General features: G+C 58.7%; 1 protein-coding gene. It reads left to right on the top strand.

The window, feature by feature from the left end:
• On the top strand, positions 1-627 hold a 627-nt coding region (locus E0D98_RS25425), incomplete at both ends, for a hypothetical protein (protein WP_131891471.1).

Genomic DNA, 627 nt, shown 5'->3' on the forward strand with positions numbered 1-627 from the left:
GGTACCTCAGGTGTATGCCCGTGTAAAACCCGGTGATGTGAACAGCGCCGGTGCGCTGATTGCCGGCAGGGACATGGTGATGAAGCTGGATGGTGACCTGTTTAACAGCGGTAAACTGGCCGGGAAGCAGACCGTGCAGCTCAGTGCAGAAAACATTCACAACCAGGCCGGTACCATTCAGGGAGCAAATGTCAGCCTGACGGCCCGGACGGATATTAACAGTACCGGCGGGCTGTTGCAGGCTACGGACAGCCTGCTGGCGATGGCCGGACGGGATATCAGTCTGACCACCACCACCCGTACGGCACAGCGCGACGCCGGGCAGAACCATTTTGAACGTACCAGTATCGACAGTGTGGCCGGCGTGTATGTGCAGAATGACCAGGGAAGACTGGTGCTGCAGGCCGGACGGGATATGAACCTGACGGCTGCAACGGTGGTGAATCAGGGTAAGGACAGCCTGACGCAACTCAGTGCGGGCAGGGATATGACGCTTTCCACAGTGACCACATCCGCGCAGGACAATATTACCTGGGACAAAAATAATCGTCTGTCGCAGGGCGTCACACAGAGTACGGGCAGCACGCTTGCCGGTAACGGTGATGTCACGCTGACCGCCGGACGGGA

Origin of the sequence: Escherichia sp. KCJ4928, assembly GCF_004352695.1 — a bacterium.
GTDB lineage: Bacteria > Pseudomonadota > Gammaproteobacteria > Enterobacterales > Enterobacteriaceae > ECMA0423.